The sequence below is a fragment of the Micromonospora sp. DT229 genome (assembly GCF_049844505.1).
Classification (GTDB): domain Bacteria; phylum Actinomycetota; class Actinomycetes; order Mycobacteriales; family Micromonosporaceae; genus Micromonospora.
The window spans coordinates 401,880-416,491 of record NZ_JBNCLD010000001.1 but is presented as its reverse complement, the minus strand read 5'-3'; the positions used below and the strand labels follow the sequence as shown (position 1 = coordinate 416,491).

Sequence of the window (14,612 nt, the reverse complement as noted above, 5' to 3'; positions counted from 1 at the left end):
GGAACAATCCGCATCCGGGCCACAGCGGCCAGGATACGAGCAGGTTGACGGGGGCGGGGTGCGGGGAACAGGTCCAGCCCGGGACGTTCGTCCCGCACCCGGGGCTACGCACGCCGACACAGGACGGAAGCGGCAAGGCCATGTCCGGTGAACTGAGTCGGGCCGTCGAATCGGCTCAGGCCGGCGACGAGGAGGCCTTCCGTTTCCTCTATCGCAGCCTCCAGCCCGGGCTGCTGCGCTATCTGACCGCCCTGGTCGGTGCCGACGCCGCCGAGGACGTCGCCTCGGAGACCTGGTTGCAGGTGGCCCGCGACCTGCCCAACTTCAGCGGTGGGGAGTTCCGTGCCTGGGTCGTCACCATCGCCCGCAACCGGGCCATGGACCACCTGCGGCGGCAACGTCGTCGCCCCGCCCTGCCGGTGCCGGTGCAGGAACTCAGCGAGTTGGCCGGGGACGCCGACACGGCCGAGCGCGCCGGGGAGAGCATCGGCACGGAAGCCGCCCTCGCGATGATCGCCAGCCTGCCGCCCCGGGAGGCCGAGGCGGTTCTGCTGCGCGCCGTCGTCGGACTCGACGCCGAGACCGCCGGGCGGGTGCTCGGCCGCCGGGCCGGGGCGGTGCGTACCGCCGCCCACCGTGGTCTGCGTCGGCTGGCGCTGATGCTGGGGCAGCGGGCCGAGGAGAGCGGCGCGACGGCCACGCCGCCGCTGCCGCGTACCGGCTCGCCGGCGCCGCACGTCGAGTCGGTGGACGGTTGACGTGAGGGGAATCCGGATGTTCCTGCGGCGGCTGGAGGGCTCCGCTGCGCCGACCGATGACGAACGCCTGCTCGATGCCGTCCGTGAGCCCCGGCAGGCCACGCCGTCGAACGCCCCCTCGGACCCGCTGGCCGCCCTGCTGCACGCCGCGACCGCCCCGCCCAGGCCCTGGGAACTCACCGGCGAGGAGGCGGCCCTGGCCGCCTTCCGGGCCGCCCGGCACGATCAGACGGCGGCGGCGAAGCCCCGCACCCGACGTCGGCGGTTCACCGCCGGTGCGGTGGTCTGGATCGCCGGGTTGGCCGCCACCGCCACCGCCGGTGCCGCCCTGGCGGCGGTACGACTGGACCGCCCGGCCGAACGGCCGCCACCCGCCCCGCACACCGCCGGGGTCGCGCCGTCACCGAGCACCGTCCAGGCCCAGCCCGACCGGGGCGGCATCGGCCCGTCCCGGGGGGCGCCCGAGGGCACCCCCACCCCCACCCCGGATGCCACCCTCGGGGCCAGCGTCGCCCCGACCGAGGTCGGACCCACCCCGCCGGCCGGCCCGCCGGCACCCGCCGATTCGCTCGAGCCGACCACGGAACCCACCTCGCCGGTCGGCCCCGGAAACTCCGACAACATCACCGACCGACCCGGCCTCTGCAAGGCCTATCTGTCGAAGTCCGAACGGCAGCGGGAGAAGGCGCTGCGTACCCCGGCCTTCAATGAACTGGTGATCGTGGCCGGTGACGCCGAGAACGTCACGGCGTACTGCCAGGCGCTGCTGGCCGAGACCGACCCGCAGTGGCTGGCCCGGCGCGGCCTCGACGCCGGGTCCATCAGCCCGGCGACCGTCTTCCCCTGAGCCGTACCCCCGGGTGGAGCTGACCCGGCGGCGCGGTGCCGGGCAGCCCGTCGGCGACCGGGCGCACCGGCGACCGGGACGCGAGGAGGCGTTCTCTCCACGCACTGAACACCGGTCAACGGGGCTGCCGATGTCACCGGTACCGGCTAAGTTGAGAGGGCAGAGCCGGCCGCGGAGGGAGCCGTCGCATGGTGATGTCACCGGAGCTGGACCGGGTCCCGCAGCTGCGGGACCGTGCCGCCGCTGCCCGGCACCTCGCCCGGATCTGCTTCAAGACAGGGCCACCGACCTGCACCGGTGTCGAGCTGGAATGGACCGTCCACGACGCGGTCGACCCGACCCGCCCCGTCGAGGCCCGGCGGTTGCGCGCGGCGTTGGGCCCCTACAGTCCCACCACCTTGGATCCGACCAGCCCGGCGCTGCGGCTGCTGCGCGGCGGCGCGGTGACCGTGGAACCCGGTGGCCAGGTGGAGATCTCCACCCCACCGCGCACCTCCGTGGCCGCCCTGATCCGGGCCACCCAGTCCGACATCGACCAACTGGCCCGCCTACTGGCTACCGCCGGGCTGCGGCTGGGGCGCACCGGACTCGATCCGCACCGTCCACCCACACCGGTGATCGACACACCCCGCTACCGGGCCATGCGCCGGTTCTTCGACCGGCGGGGCCCGGCCGGGCGGACGATGATGTACAGCACGGCAGGCCTTCAGGTCTGCCTGGACGCGGGTGAGCCGGGGCAGCTGCCGACCCGCTGGGCTCTGGTGCACGCGGTCGGGCCACCCCTGCTGGCCGCCTTCGCCACCGCCGACCGGCACGCCGGAGCGCCCACCGGATGGGCCTCGGCCCGCATGGCGGCCTGGTTGGGCATCGACCCGGCCCGTACCACCGCGGTCTGGGAGCCCGACCGGCCCGACCGGGATCCGGTCGCGGCATGGACCGCCTACGTGCTGGCCGCCCCGCTGCTCTGCGTCCGCGACGGCGACGGCGACGGCGACGGCGACTGGACCGCACCACCGGGGGTCACCTTCGCCGACTGGCTCGACGGCGCGCTGTCCCGACCCCCCACTGTCGACGACCTCGACTACCACGTGAGCACCCTCTTTCCACCGGTACGCCCGCGGGGCTACCTGGAACTGCGCTATCTGGACGCGCAGCCGGGCCGGGACTGGGCGCTGCCCCTGGCGGTGCTCGCCGCCCTGCTGGGCGACCCCGAGACGACCGACTCGGCCTTCGCGGTGGCCGCCCCGGTCGCCGACCGGTGGCAACTCGCGGCCCGACACGGGCTGCGTGACCCGGCGCTGGCCTCGGCCGCCGCCGAGCTGTTCGACCTGGCCCGGACGGCACTGCCTCGGCTGGACCTGCCGGCGCGACTGCACGACGACATCGACCGAGGGCTGCGCCGACGGCGGGCCGCGGCACGAAGGAGGCAAGGGTGACCCACACCGCTACCGAAGGGGCAGACGCCGAGGCCCTGCGTAGCCGGATCGCCGCGGAACTGGAACGCACCCGGGCCCGCACCGCCCTGCTGACCGAGGTGGTGGACGACGCCGACCTGATGCGCCAGCACTCGCCGCTGATGTCCCCGCTGGTGTGGGACCTGGCCCACGTGGGCAACCAGGAGGAACTCTGGCTGGTGCGCGACGTCGGCGGTCGGGAGCCGGTGCGGTGCGACATCGACGACCTGTACGACGCCTTCAAGCAGCCCCGCCGGGACCGCCCCGCCCTGCCGCTGCTGCCACCGACCGAGGCGCGGGCCTATCTGGCGACCGTCCGGGACAAGGTCTTCGACCTGCTCGACCGGGTGGCCTTCGACAACCGTCCGCTGGTCGCCGACGGATTCGCCTTCGGCATGATCGTGCAGCACGAGCAGCAGCACGACGAGACCATGCTCGCCACCCACCAGCTGCGGTCCGGGCCGGCGGTGCTCCAGGCGCCGCCACCACCCGAGCCGACCGTACGGCCGGCCGGGGAGGTGCTGGTGCCGGCCGGTCCGTTCGTCATGGGCACCGACACCGACCCCTGGGCCCTGGACAACGAGCGGCCCGCCCACCGGGTGGAGTTGCCGGCGTACTTCATCGACGCCGCCCCGGTGACCAACGGGGCGTACGCCGAGTTCATCGCCGACGGGGGGTACGACGACCCCCGCTGGTGGACCGAGCAGGGTTGGCGACACCGTCAGGAGGCCGAGCTGAGCGCGCCGCTGCACTGGCGGCGGGACGGCTCCGGGTGGGCGTACCGGCGCTTCGGCCACTGGTCTGCGGTCCGTGACGACGAGCCGGTGGTGCATGTCTGCTTCCACGAGGCGCAGGCGTACGCCACCTGGGCGGGCAAGCGGCTGCCCACCGAGGCGGAGTGGGAGAAGGCGGCCCGTTGGGACCCGGCCACCGGTCGGTCCCGGCGCTACCCCTGGGGCGACGAGGAGCCGACCTCCGCGCATGCCAACCTGGGGCAGCGGCACCTGTGGCCGGCGCCGGTCGGTGCCTATCCGGCGGGCGCCTCACCGCTGGGGGTGCACCAGCTCATCGGTGACGTGTGGGAGTGGACCTCCACCAGCTTCCGGGGCCATCCGGGTTTCGTCGCCTTCCCGTACCGCGAATACTCGGAGGTCTTCTTCGGCGAGGACCACCAGGTGCTGCGGGGCGGCTCCTTCGGCACCGACCGGGCCGCCTGCCGGGGCACCTTCCGCAACTGGGACTACCCCATCCGTCGGCAGATCTTCAGCGGCTTCCGCTGCGCCCGGGACGCGGACCTCGAACAGGACCACCGGTGACGGTCGGCTGATGTGCCGCCACCTGGTCTACCTGGGGCCGCCGGTGACCCTGCGCGAGGTGCTCCTGGATCCGCCGTACTCGCTGCTGCGTCAGTCCTGGGCGCCGCGCGACATGCGCGGCGGGGGCACGATCAACGCCGACGGGTTCGGGGTCGGCTGGTATCCCGGCGAGGGTCCGCCGGTGCGGTACCGGCGGGCCCAGCCGATCTGGAGTGACCCGACCATCGCCGACCTGGCGGCGGTCACCTCGACCACGGCGGTGCTGGCCGCGGTGCGCTCCGCCACGGTCGGCATGGCGGTCGTGGACGGCGCCGCCGCACCCTTCGCGGAGGGTCGGTGGCTGTTCAGCCACAACGGGGTGGTGCGCGGCTGGCCGGACTCGCTGGTGCCCCTCGCCGCCGAGCTGCCCGTACGTGACCTGCTGACCCTGGACGCGGCGACGGACTCGGCGCTGCTGTGGGCGCTGGTGCGCCACCGGCTGCGGGCCGGTGTCGATCCGGCGTCAGCGGTCGCCGAGACGGTCAGCGCGGTGGCCGCCGCCGCCCCCGGGTCGCGGCTGAACCTGCTGCTCACCGACGGGCACACCGCGGTCGCCACCACCACCGGGCACGCCCTGTCCCTGCGGGCCGGGCCCGACTCGGTGCTGCTGGCCTCCGAGCCCCACGACGACGACCCGGGCTGGCGGGAGGTGCCGGACGGCCACCTCGTGCAGGCCACCGCGACAAGCGTGCGGCAGTGGCCGCTGGCCGCCCCCTGAGCCGACCGCCGGCACCGATCAGCACTACCGAGAGGAAGCAGATGAGCACGGAACCGCTGGAGATCCACCTGGACGAGCAGGACATCGCCGACAGCCTGCGTCGGGACGTACGGGTGGGGCTGAGCGCCGAGGCCAAGTGGCTGCCCCCCAAGTGGTTCTACGACGCGCGGGGCAGCGAGCTGTTCGACGAGATCACCCGGCTGCCGGAGTACTACCCGACCCGGGCGGAGCGTGCCGTCCTGGCCGAGCAGGCGGCCGAGATCGCCGAGGTGACCGGTGCGAAGACCCTCATCGAGCTGGGTTCCGGATCCTCGGAGAAGACTCGGCTGCTTCTGGACGCCTTCGCCCGCCGGGGCGGTCCGGGCACCTTCGTCCCGCTGGACGTGTCCGTGAGCGCGCTGCGCGGATCCATCGCGGCCCTGGCCGCTGAGCACCCCGGGCTGCGGGTACGCGGGATCGTCGGTGACTTCACCCGTGACCTGCACCGACTGCCCACCGGTGGCCGGCGGCTGGTGATCTTCCTGGGTGGCACCATCGGCAACCTGCTGCCGGCCGAGCGGGTCGAGTTCCTCGCCCGGATGCGGGCCGCCCTGGAGGTGGGGGACTGGTTCCTGGTCGGCACCGACCTGGTCAAGGACCCCTCGGTGATCGTGCCCGCGTACGACGACGCGGCCGGGGTGACCGCCGAGTTCAACCGCAACGTGCTGCGGGTGCTCAACCGGGAACTCGGCGCGGACTTCGACCCGGAGGCCTTCGACCATGTCGCGCTCTGGGATCCGGAGCAGGAGTGGATCGAGATGCGGCTGCGGGCGCGACGACCGATGCGGGTCCGGGTGCTGGACATGGAGGTCGACTTCGCCGCGGGTGAGCAGTTGCGGACCGAGGTGTCGGCCAAGTTCCGCCCCGAGGGGATCGCCGCCGAACTGGCGGCGGCCGGTCTGCCCGCGCAACGGTTCTGGACCGACCCGGACGGCCTGTTCGGGGTGACCCTGGCCCGAGCCGACTGACCGCCCCCTCCCCGTCCGGTCGAGCCGACCGATCGGTGGTCGGCTAGGCTGGGCGCAGCGAAGGGGAGTAGCCCTCAACGTCGTGGTCGACATACTGGTGCCTCGCGCACCCGGCCACGAGGCCTCGCGTGACGAGGCGGGCGAGACCTTCGACCCAGGCTGTAGGCAGCCGGGTCGAGGGCATCCCCGTACCTCCTCCCGGCTTGATCCGGAAGGATGTCATGGAAGGGTTCCTCGTCGCGCTGGCCGTCAGCTTCGGCGTGATCTTCGTTGCGGAGCTGGGAGACAAATCCCAGCTCATGGCCCTGGCCTTCGCCACCAGGTATCGCCCCATGTCGATCCTGATCGGCATCACCGTGGCCACCGCTCTGGTGCACCTGGCCTCGGTGGCCATCGGGTACGGCCTGGGGTCCGCCCTGCCCACCGGCTGGATCTCGCTGCTGGCCGGGGTGGCCTTCATCGGTTTCGGACTGTGGACCCTGCGCGGAGACACCCTCACCGAGGATGAGAAGCGCAAGGCGGCCCGGGGCGGCAAGTCGGCCGTGCTCACCGTGGGTGTCGCCTTCTTCCTCGCCGAACTCGGCGACAAGACGATGCTCGCCACGATCACCCTGGCCACCCAGTACGGCTGGTTCGGCACCTGGATCGGTTCGACGATCGGTATGGTGGCCGCCGACGCGCTGGCCATCGTCGTCGGCCGGCTGCTGGGCCGCAAGCTGCCGGAGCGGACCATCAAGTACGGCGCCGCCGCACTGTTCGCGCTCAGCGGCATCTGGCTGATCGTGGACGCCGTCGCCGAACTGCTCTGAGCTCGCCGACTACCCGGAGGTTGGCCGGGTAAGGCGCCGGGGTGAACGTCGAGGAGGCCGTCGACCGCGGTCACCAGCTGGTGGTGACCGCGGTCGAGCTGGTCGGCGTCGTGGTGATCGTCGCCGGGGTGGGCTGGGCGGTGCTGCGGTTCGTCGTCGACGGGCTGCGGTACCGCGACACCGCGGTGTTCACCCGGATCCGGCTGACCCTGGGTCGCTCCCTCGTGTTGGGCCTGGAGTTTCAACTGGCCGCGGACATCCTGCGTACCGCGCTGTCACCGACCTTCGCCCAGATCGGTCAGCTGGCCGCCGTCGCGGCCATCCGGACCGGCCTCAACTACGTCCTGCGTAAGGAGATCGAGCAGGAACAACAGCAGGTGGAGAGGCCCCGGGAAACGGCACGATGATCGAAACCCTGGCTGCGGTGATCGGCGCCCTCGGGGTGTTCAGCGCCGGTGTGACGCTGCTGGCCACCCGGTCGGTGCCGACGGCTGTCGGGGTGCTGCTGGATCTGCTGGTCGCCGCCGGGCTGGTGCGGCTGGCCGCGGTGGCGTCCTGGTCGGCTCTGGCGGGGGTGGTCGTGATCGTGGCGGTGCGTCAGATGCTGCGGGCCGGGTTGCTGGCGGCCGAGCGCTGGCGGACGTCGGCGAGCAGCAGCCCGGCCGGGCAGGCCGGCCGGGCATCGAGCCGCTGAGACCTCAGTCGCCGGGCCGCTGGTAGACGTCCGGCACCCCGTCGCGGTCGAGGTCGACCTGTTCCTTCAACGCGATCAGCCGGTAGGCCCGGTTGCGACGGACCAGCACGATCGTGGCGAGCAGCGCCGAGATCAACGAGCCGGCCAGCACCGCGGCCTTGACGTTGGCACCGGCCATGCTGTCGGGGCCGAAGGCCAGTTCGCCGATCAGCAACGAGACCGTGAACCCGATACCGGCCAGCAGCGACACCCCGATCAGGTCGGTCCAGGTGATGTCCTCGTCCAGCCGGGCGCGGGTGAACCGGGCCAGCAGGAAGGTGAAGCCGAAGATGCCGACGAACTTGCCGACCACCAGACCCAGTACGACACCGAGGACGACCGGGTCGCTGGCCACCGCACCCAGGTCGGCCCCGCGCAGCGAGACCCCGGCGGCGAAGAACGCGAAGACCGGTACGGCGAAGCCGGCCGAGATCGGCCGCCACTTGTGCTCCAGGTGCTCCGCCAGACCCGGCGCGGGGCGGCCGCCACGGCTCTTGCCGGCGAGCACCGGCACGGTGAAGCCGAGCAGCACCCCGGCCACGGTGGCGTGCACCCCGGAGGAGTGCACCAGGGTCCAGGCGACCAGCGCCAACGGGATGAGCGCCCACCACCAGGTGCGACGGCGCTGCACCAACAGGCCGAACAGCGCGATGGGCACGATGGCGACCAGCAGCGGGAGCAGAGTGAAGTCGTCCGTGTAGAAGATCGCGATGATGGTGATCGCGAGCAGGTCGTCGACCACCGCCAGGGTGAGCAGGAAGGCGCGCAGCCCCTGCGGCAGGTACGCCCCGATCACCGCGAGGACGGCCAGGGCGAAGGCGATGTCCGTGGCAGTGGGGATGGCCCAGCCGCGTAGTCCCTCTCCGCCGGCGGACAGGTTGACGACTACGTAGATCAGTGCGGGCACGGTCATGCCGCCGACCGCCGCGACGACCGGCAGCACGGCCCGGCGGGGGTCGCGCAGCTCCCCGGCGACGAACTCGCGTTTGAGTTCCAGGCCGACCACGAAGAAGAAGATGGCCAACAGCCCGTCGGCGGCCCAGGTGGCGAGATCCAGGTCCAGGTGCAGGGCCGAACCGCCGGCCCAGGGCACCCATCGTCCCAGCTCGGTGTAGCTGTCCCCCCAGGGGGAGTTGGCCCAGACCAGCGCGATCACCGCACCGACCAGTAGGAGGGCACCGCCGACCGTCTCCGTGCGCAGGACGTCGGCGAGGAAGCGGGCCTCCGGCCAGGAGGTGCGGGTGAAGAGGCGGCGTACGCCCCGGCGACGTGGGGGCGGGTTGTGGTCGGTCATGGGCGGTTCCACCTGTCGGTCGGGAAGGAGCAGCGACATCGCCGACCAGACTTCCCGGCACACCGGCCATGACCTTATCCCCTGGCGGCGGTGGGCGCGAGGGCGGTGATCAGGCGGCGCCTGACCGGCGTGGACTGCGCGATATCCCCGTACGGGAACCGCATCTTTTCCGGACGGCGGGCGATTCCGGCGGACGCCCGGTCCGGTTGGGCATTGCGGAGGCGGACCGCTCTCAGGAAAACGCCTAACTCCGGACACAAGTCACATAAGCCGCTTTAATGGTTTCACGAGATTCAGTCGACCTTGGGGGTTTTCGTGAAGTTCTTTGGCGTTACCGGGCCGATCCGGAGGCGTGCCTGATGGACCTGTTGCGCCAGCTGCGCCTCGTGCGGCAGCACTGGTGGATCGTCCTGGTCACCGTCATGGTGGCCCTCGGCGTGACCGCCCTGATCACGGTCCGGGCGCAGCCTCGCTATGTCGCCTCGGTCACCTTCTTCGTCACCACCCCCAGCCAAGGGGTCACGGACGCCTACCAGGGTGGGCTCTTTCTCCAGCAACGGGTCAAGTCCTACGCCGAACTGCTGACCAGCGACCGGCTGGCCCAGAGCGCCGCCGCCGATCGTCAGGTCGGGTTGACCGCGGACGAGATCCAGCGCCGGGTCAGCACCTCCACCGAGAACGGCACCGTCCTGCTGCGGGCCTCGGTGATCGACACCGACCAGGCCCGGGCCCTGCGGGTCAGCGAGGCCCTGTCGGCGAACTTCGTCGAACTCGTCCAGAAGGTGGAGACCAAACCGGACGGCAGCGCCGGGCCGATCAAGATCGAGGTGGTCAGTGGTCCGCGGGTGACCGCCAGCCCGGTCTCCCCCCAACCGGTGCGTAACACAGTCATCGGGGCACTGCTCGGCCTGCTGGCCGGGATCGGTCTGGCGGTGCTGCGCGGGATGGCCGATGTGCGGCTGCGCGACGCCGCCGCGCTGCGGCGGGTCACCGGCAGCCCGCTGCTCGGTGAGATCCCGCTGGACGGCACCGCCCGGACGGCACCCCTGATCGTCGGGGAGGCCGCCACCTCGGCCCGCGCCGAGGCGATCCGCAAGCTGCGGACCAACCTGCGCTTCGTCGACGTGCACGAGCCGGCCCGGGTCATCGCCGTCACCAGTGCCCTCCAGGGGGAGGGCAAGACCACCCTGTCCTGCAACCTGGCGATCGCCCTGGCCGAGGCGGGCTGGCGGGTGCTGCTGGTCGACGCCGACCTGCGCCGCCCCAAGGTCGGCCACTACCTGGGTGTCGACTCCGGGGTGGGGCTGACCGACGTCCTGGTCGGCGATGTGCAGGTCGGCGACGTGGTGCAGCGGTGGGGCGACAAGTCCCTGCTCGTGCTGCCCAGCGGATCGGCCCCGCCCAACCCCAGCGAACTGCTCGGTTCCAAGGCCATGTCGGATCTGCTGCTGGCGTTGCGGGAGTCGGCCGACATCGTGATCATCGACACCGCCCCGCTGCTGGCGGTCACCGACGGTGTGGTGGTGGCCGTGCAGGCCGACGGTGCGCTGCTGGTCAGCCAGCAGGGGCGTACCTCGCGTACCCAGGTGGCCGCAGCCGCCCGGGCCCTGCACTCGGTCTCCGTACGGCTGCTCGGGTGTGTGCTCAACATGGCGCGGGTGCCCAAGGCCGACGCCTACCAGTACGAGGCCTACCGCGTGGTGACCGAAACCGCCGCGGCCCCGGCGGGTCGGACCGCGGCCGGCCGGCACGCCGACCGCGGCAGCACCGGGGCGCCGGTGGACCACAGCCAGGAACTCACCCGGCTGTCCCGATGAGCACCGCCAGGGGGCGCAGGGACCGTTCGATCTCCTCCGCGCAGCGCCGGAAGTCCTCCGGGGTACCGCCGACGGGGTCGGGCAGGTCGTCGGCGTCGCCGGGGGCGGGCTGCAATCGAGCCCGAGCCAGGGTGGCGGCGGTGACCGCGGCGGCCAAGGGGTCGTCCTGCTCGCTCAGGGGCGGCTCGACGGCGGCGGCCAGCCGGCCGAACTGGCGCAGGGTGAAGGTCCGGTGCAGGGCCGCCGGTGCCAGCGCGGTGCAGACCGAACGCTGGCGCCGGGTGGCGGTCAGCACCAGGACCGCCTCGGTGAGGTGCTCCGCCGCCAGCCGTCGGGTGCGGAAGGTCTCGGGATCCGCACCGGTCGTGGCGACGAGGTCCGCCGCGTACGGGTGCATGGGCCGGCCCGCCACCGCGTCCGTGCCGGCGCTGGTCACGCTCACCGGACGCCCGGCGAGCATCCGACGCGCGGTGAACTCGGCCATCGGTGACCGACACAGGTTGGCGTGGCAGACGAACAGAACTCCGTTGAGCATCGGGAACCCTCTCGACGAGGCGGTCGCCCACGGTGGCGCCGCGATCGGGGACGGTGCCCACCGGCGCCGGTCCCGCAAGGGGTTGGCGGCATCGTACGCGCACCCGGCGCCGGGTGAGGGTCACGCCGCGCCGGACCGGCCGAGGGCGGGGGTGTCCCGATGCGGGTCGGCATCCTGACGTACCACTTTCCGCCCGAGCCCGCCTTCATCCCCGGCAGCCTGGCCGAGGAGTTGGCCGCCCGGGGCCACGAGGTGCGGGTGCTGACCGGGTTCCCGGACTACCCCGGCGGACACGTCTACCCGGGCTGGCGGCAGCGCTGGCGGCACGAGACCCGCAGCCGGGGTCTGACGGTACGCCGGGTACCCCGGTACAGCACCGGCGACGGGGCCGTACGGCCCAGGATGGCCGCCTGGCTCTCCTTCGCCGCCAGCGCGGCGGTCGTCGGGCGGAGCTATCTGGCCGGTGTGGACGTGCTCTACGTCCATCAGCCGCCCGCGGCGACCTTCGCCTCGGCGGCCCTGCTGCGGCTGCTCGGTCGGGTGCCGGTGGTGCTGCATGTGCCGGACGTCTGGGCGGAGCAGAGCGCGGAGGACACCGACGACGACCGGTGGGCCGCGCGGGTCCGGGCGGCGATGGTCAGGACCTACCGGTCCGCCAGCGCGATCGCGGTGAGTTCACCCTCGCTGCGGGACGCGGTGGTCGCGACCGGCGTGGATGCCGACCGGGTGCCGGTGGTGCTCAACTGGACCGACGAGCGGATCTTCCGACCCGCCCCGGCCGGGTCTGCCGCCCGGGGACTGGTCCGTCGGGACGAGCGCTGCGTGGTGATGCACGCCGGCACCATCGGGGCGCGCCAGGGGCTGGAGACGGCGGTACGTGCGGCGGCGGCGCTGGAGAACACCATGGATCTGGTCCTGGTGGGTTCGGGTGCCCAGGAGCGGCGGGTGCGGGGGCTCGCCGCCGAGTTGCGCGCCGACAACGTGCGGTTCGTCGAGCGGCGTTCACCACTGGACATGCCGGAGCTGTACGCCGCCGCCGACTACCAACTGGTCATGCTGCGGGATCTACCCGCGCTGCGCGGCACCGTGCCGGGCAAGCTCCAGGCGGCCCTGTCCTGCGCGGCGCCCGTGGTGGCCTCGGCCGGCGGCGACACCGCCGCCCTGGTGGAACGGGCGCGGGCGGGGCTGTCCTGCCCTCCGGGGGACTGGGCCAGCCTGGCCGACCGGTTCTGGCTGGCCGCGCAGATACCCCCACCCGCACGGGCCGAGATGGGACGCCGGGGCCGCCAGGCGTACCTGCGGGAGATGTCCCTGTCGGCCGGGGTGGACCGGGTCGAGGGGCTCCTGCGGGAGGCCGCGGCGAATCCCCGAGAGAAGACGGACCCCCCGATACCGAAGCCAATATCGTCCGAATAGTTCTTTAAGTCCACAATCATTAGGCAACTGTTAGGGCTATTGTGCCTTATGTCCGAATCGGTGGAAGTGAGACAGGTGTGACGGAGAATGAAAGCTCGCGGCGGCGGCGGAGCAGATCCCGTCGCCGACGACGCGCCCGATTGCGTCGTGTCCTGCTCACCTCCCTGGTGGTCGGCTCCCTGGTGCTCAGTGTCTGCGGTTGGGTCGGGTTCCGGGCCTGGCAGGCCCGCGCCCACCTGGTCAACGCCGCCGGCCTGGCCGGGGAGTTGAGTGGCCATCTGGTCGGTGGGGACACCGCCCGCGCGCGCCGCACCCTGGCCGCCTTGCAGGAGCAGTCCGGTGCGGCTCGCCGGGCCACCGGTGACCCCGGCTGGTGGCTGGGTCGGCAGGTGCCGTACGCGGGGGCCAACCTGGCGGCCGTACGGCAGATCTCCATCGCCATCGACGACCTGGCCCGGCAGGCCTTCCCGGCGCTGCTGGAGGTCGACCTCGGTGGTCTGGTGCCCCGCGAGGGACGGTTGGACGTGGTCGGCCTGCAGGCCGTCGCCACCCAACTCGCCGAGGTCGACGCGACCGTACGCCGGACCCGGTCGGACCTGGTGGCGATCCGCGACGACCGGCTGATCGGACAGGTCCGCGAGGCGGTGGTGCGGTTGCGGGGCGAGATCGACCGGCTGGCCGAGCTGACCTCCGCGGCCCAGCGGGCCGGTCAGCTGTTGCCGCCGCTGCTCGGGGCCGACGGCCCGCGCCGCTACCTGCTGGTTTCGCAGAATCCCGCCGAGGTGCGGGCCACCGGGGGGATGTTCGGGGCGTACGCCCTGATCGAGGCGGACCGGGGGCGGCTGCGGATGGGGGCGCAGGGCAGCTCGGCCAGCTTCGGGGCCTTCACCAAACCGCTGAAGGTGCCGGCCGAGGTGCGTTCCCTCTGGGGTGACCTGCCCGGCATCTATCCCGCCGATGTCAACCTGACCCCGCACTTTCCGACCGCGGCGGCGCTGTACCGCGACATGTACCGGCGCAGCTCCGGCGAGTCCGTCGACGGGGTGTTCGCCGTGGACCCGGTGGCACTGTCCTACCTGTTGCAGGCGACCGGCCCGGTCCGGCTGCCCTCCGGGGGCGAGCTGACCGCGGGCAACGCGGTGAAGACCCTGCTCAGCGACACCTACCAACGGATGGAACCGGCCGAGCAGGACACCTTCTTCGCCGCCGCCGCCGCTGCCGTGTTCGACGCCCTGTTCGAGCGGAAAATACCCACTAGTGGGCTACTGTCCGCATTCGACCGCTCTGTGGCTGAACGACGGATATTGTTCTGGAGTACTCGTCCGGAAGAGCAGCGTACGTTCGGCGACAGCCGGATGGCCGGGACCCTTCCGGAACAGGACACCGTGCCAACCGTCGGGGTCTTCCTCAACGACGGCAGCGGCGCGAAGCTCGGCTACTACCTGCGGCAGAGCGCCGACCTGGTGGTCGGTGACTGCCAGGGCGAGGGCCGCCGCGAACTGAGCCTGCGGGTGACGATTCGCTCCACCGCACCGTCCTCCGGACTCAGCCGCTCGGTCCTCGGCCTGGCCAGGTCGGGCGATCCGTACACCCTGCGAACCCTGGTCTCGGTGTACGGCCCGGCCGGCGGGACGGTGCTCGACGCCCGTCTCGACGGGGCCGAGACCGCGGTGGCCACCGGCACCGAACGGCGCCGGCAGGTGGCCACCGTGAACGTCGAGATCGGCCCGGGCGCGAGCAAGACCCTGGAGGTCTCCCTGCTCACCGGCAAGACGGACGGCGGCGGTGCCGAGCTGTGGCTGACCCCGACCGCCGCCCCTTGGACCACCCAAGTTGTTACCGCACCTAGCTGTTCACAGTAGGAGGGAA

General features: G+C 72.5%; 14 protein-coding genes. 12 read left to right on the top strand and 2 right to left on the bottom strand.

Going from position 1 to position 14,612, the window contains the following annotated elements; all coding sequences use genetic code 11:
* The first annotated feature begins 140 nt into the window (after positions 1–140).
* From ACLQ2T_RS02025 to ACLQ2T_RS01985, 9 genes are all read left to right on the top strand, one after another.
* Complete coding sequence (locus tag ACLQ2T_RS02025; protein WP_425764261.1) at positions 141–758, top strand: RNA polymerase sigma factor; 618 nt, start codon at positions 141–143, stop codon at positions 756–758.
* 1 nt (position 759) lies between these two features.
* Entirely contained in the window at positions 760–1,605 is an 846-nt protein-coding gene (locus ACLQ2T_RS02020; RefSeq protein ID WP_425764260.1) for a hypothetical protein, read from the top strand.
* Between the two features lie 188 nt (positions 1,606–1,793).
* On the top strand, positions 1,794–3,041 hold the full coding sequence (egtA, locus tag ACLQ2T_RS02015; protein WP_425764259.1) for an ergothioneine biosynthesis glutamate--cysteine ligase EgtA: 1,248 nt from the start codon (positions 1,794–1,796) through the stop codon (positions 3,039–3,041).
* Positions 3,038–4,375: an ergothioneine biosynthesis protein EgtB gene (gene egtB / locus ACLQ2T_RS02010; protein ID WP_425764258.1), complete on the top strand. Its 1,338-nt coding sequence runs from the start codon at positions 3,038–3,040 to the stop codon at positions 4,373–4,375. The genes egtA and egtB overlap by 4 nt, the downstream gene beginning before the upstream one ends.
* A 10-nt stretch (positions 4,376–4,385) precedes the next feature.
* Positions 4,386–5,132: an ergothioneine biosynthesis protein EgtC gene (egtC, locus tag ACLQ2T_RS02005; RefSeq protein ID WP_425764257.1), complete on the top strand. Its 747-nt coding sequence runs from the start codon at positions 4,386–4,388 to the stop codon at positions 5,130–5,132.
* A 41-nt stretch (positions 5,133–5,173) separates the two neighbouring features.
* Positions 5,174–6,139 carry an L-histidine N(alpha)-methyltransferase gene (gene egtD, locus ACLQ2T_RS02000; RefSeq protein WP_425764256.1) on the top strand — a complete coding sequence of 322 codons (966 nt, stop codon included), beginning with the start codon at positions 5,174–5,176 and terminating at the stop codon, positions 6,137–6,139.
* A gap of 221 nt (positions 6,140–6,360) precedes the next feature.
* Positions 6,361–6,948: a TMEM165/GDT1 family protein gene (locus tag ACLQ2T_RS01995; RefSeq protein WP_425764255.1), complete on the top strand. Its 588-nt coding sequence runs from the start codon at positions 6,361–6,363 to the stop codon at positions 6,946–6,948.
* A 41-nt stretch (positions 6,949–6,989) separates the two neighbouring features.
* Positions 6,990–7,355, top strand: coding sequence for a DUF1622 domain-containing protein (locus ACLQ2T_RS01990; RefSeq protein WP_425764254.1), 366 nt, complete (start codon positions 6,990–6,992; stop codon positions 7,353–7,355).
* Complete coding sequence (locus ACLQ2T_RS01985; RefSeq protein ID WP_425764253.1) at positions 7,352–7,642, top strand: hypothetical protein; 291 nt, start codon at positions 7,352–7,354, stop codon at positions 7,640–7,642. The genes ACLQ2T_RS01990 and ACLQ2T_RS01985 overlap by 4 nt, the downstream gene beginning before the upstream one ends.
* A 4-nt stretch (positions 7,643–7,646) precedes the next feature.
* Here ACLQ2T_RS01985 and nhaA read toward each other — a convergent pair whose 3' ends face one another.
* Complete coding sequence (gene nhaA / locus ACLQ2T_RS01980; protein WP_425764252.1) at positions 7,647–8,975, bottom strand: Na+/H+ antiporter NhaA; 1,329 nt, start codon at positions 8,973–8,975, stop codon at positions 7,647–7,649.
* A 359-nt stretch (positions 8,976–9,334) separates the two neighbouring features.
* Here nhaA and ACLQ2T_RS01975 point away from each other — a divergent pair, with 359 nt between their 5' ends.
* Positions 9,335–10,792, top strand: coding sequence for a polysaccharide biosynthesis tyrosine autokinase (locus ACLQ2T_RS01975; RefSeq protein WP_425764251.1), 1,458 nt, complete (start codon positions 9,335–9,337; stop codon positions 10,790–10,792).
* On the opposite strand, the gene ACLQ2T_RS01970 is transcribed toward ACLQ2T_RS01975, so the two are convergent.
* Positions 10,773–11,327 carry a low molecular weight phosphatase family protein gene (locus ACLQ2T_RS01970; RefSeq protein WP_425764250.1) on the bottom strand — a complete coding sequence of 185 codons (555 nt, stop codon included), beginning with the start codon at positions 11,325–11,327 and terminating at the stop codon, positions 10,773–10,775. The two genes, ACLQ2T_RS01975 and ACLQ2T_RS01970, sit on opposite strands and share 20 nt — an antisense overlap.
* A gap of 159 nt (positions 11,328–11,486) precedes the next feature.
* On the opposite strand from ACLQ2T_RS01970, the gene ACLQ2T_RS01965 reads away from it, so the two are divergent.
* Positions 11,487–12,743, top strand: coding sequence for a glycosyltransferase family 4 protein (locus ACLQ2T_RS01965; RefSeq protein WP_425764249.1), 1,257 nt, complete (start codon positions 11,487–11,489; stop codon positions 12,741–12,743).
* 140 nt (positions 12,744–12,883) lie between these two features.
* Positions 12,884–14,605: a DUF4012 domain-containing protein gene (locus ACLQ2T_RS01960; protein ID WP_425764248.1), complete on the top strand. Its 1,722-nt coding sequence runs from the start codon at positions 12,884–12,886 to the stop codon at positions 14,603–14,605.
* Positions 14,606–14,612: the final 7 nt, after the last annotated feature.

Coding starts and splice junctions, on each gene's coding strand:
- ACLQ2T_RS02025 (WP_425764261.1), top strand. CDS start 141: ATGTCCGGTGAACTGAGTCGGGCCGTCGAATCGGCTCAGGCCGGCGAC.
- egtA (WP_425764259.1), top strand. CDS start 1,794: ATGGTGATGTCACCGGAGCTGGACCGGGTCCCGCAGCTGCGGGACCGT.
- egtC (WP_425764257.1), top strand. CDS start 4,386: ATGTGCCGCCACCTGGTCTACCTGGGGCCGCCGGTGACCCTGCGCGAG.
- egtD (WP_425764256.1), top strand. CDS start 5,174: ATGAGCACGGAACCGCTGGAGATCCACCTGGACGAGCAGGACATCGCC.
- ACLQ2T_RS01995 (WP_425764255.1), top strand. CDS start 6,361: ATGGAAGGGTTCCTCGTCGCGCTGGCCGTCAGCTTCGGCGTGATCTTC.
- ACLQ2T_RS01985 (WP_425764253.1), top strand. CDS start 7,352: ATGATCGAAACCCTGGCTGCGGTGATCGGCGCCCTCGGGGTGTTCAGC.
- nhaA (WP_425764252.1), bottom strand. CDS start 8,975: ATGACCGACCACAACCCGCCCCCACGTCGCCGGGGCGTACGCCGCCTC.
- ACLQ2T_RS01975 (WP_425764251.1), top strand. CDS start 9,335: ATGGACCTGTTGCGCCAGCTGCGCCTCGTGCGGCAGCACTGGTGGATC.
- ACLQ2T_RS01970 (WP_425764250.1), bottom strand. CDS start 11,327: ATGCTCAACGGAGTTCTGTTCGTCTGCCACGCCAACCTGTGTCGGTCA.
- ACLQ2T_RS01965 (WP_425764249.1), top strand. CDS start 11,487: ATGCGGGTCGGCATCCTGACGTACCACTTTCCGCCCGAGCCCGCCTTC.